The organism is Pseudomonas sp. GD03875 (assembly GCF_029840585.1).
In the GTDB taxonomy this organism is placed as follows: Bacteria; Pseudomonadota; Gammaproteobacteria; order Pseudomonadales; family Pseudomonadaceae; genus Aquipseudomonas; species Aquipseudomonas paralcaligenes.
Genome location: NZ_JAOCCV010000087.1, coordinates 1 through 584, shown reverse-complemented (window position 1 = coordinate 584; position 584 = coordinate 1). Strand labels below are relative to the sequence as shown.

Genomic DNA, 584 nt, shown 5'->3' with positions numbered 1-584 from the left:
CTGGCGGGTGGCCTCGATCAGGGCGCGTTGGTAGCTGAGGGTCTGGACCTGATCACCGATGCGCTCGCGGGTCATCCGCTGGCTGTCGTCACGGGCGCGGTCGACGCGGGCCATCAGCTCGTCGATCTGCTTGAGCAGGCGCTCGGCCGCCACCGCGCGCCAGTAGGCGGAGCGCACGTCCTGGATGATGGTGTGGACGACCTTGCGCCGGCGCTCCTGGACGATCAGGCGCTGGTCGGCCGCCTGCTTGGCGCTGACGTAGGCGACACCGAAGTCGAGCACGTTCCAGACCATGGTCAGGTCGGCCACGCCGCGGTCGCGGTCCTGGGAGGTGGAGGGTTCCAGGGACTGGGTGCCGGTGTCGACGCTCTGGCTGCTGGAGGCGCTGACGTTGTTGCGCCCGGCATAGCCGGCGGACAGCGCCATGCGCGGCAGCATGTCGAAGGTGGCGAGGTCGACCTGGCGCTGGGCCACGGCTTCCTCCATCACCTTCAGACGCGCCTCGAGGTTGTACTTGACCGCGCGGGCCATGGCCGTGTGCAGGGTCAGCGGCCCGCTGAGCGGTTCCTGGTCCTTGAACATGT

1 protein-coding gene is annotated in these 584 nt (G+C 69.2%); it reads right to left on the bottom strand.

Translation table 11 applies throughout. The features are described 5' to 3' along the window. A partial coding sequence (locus N5D30_RS26085) for a TolC family protein (protein ID WP_279911344.1) occupies positions 1-584 on the bottom strand: 584 nt, incomplete at both ends.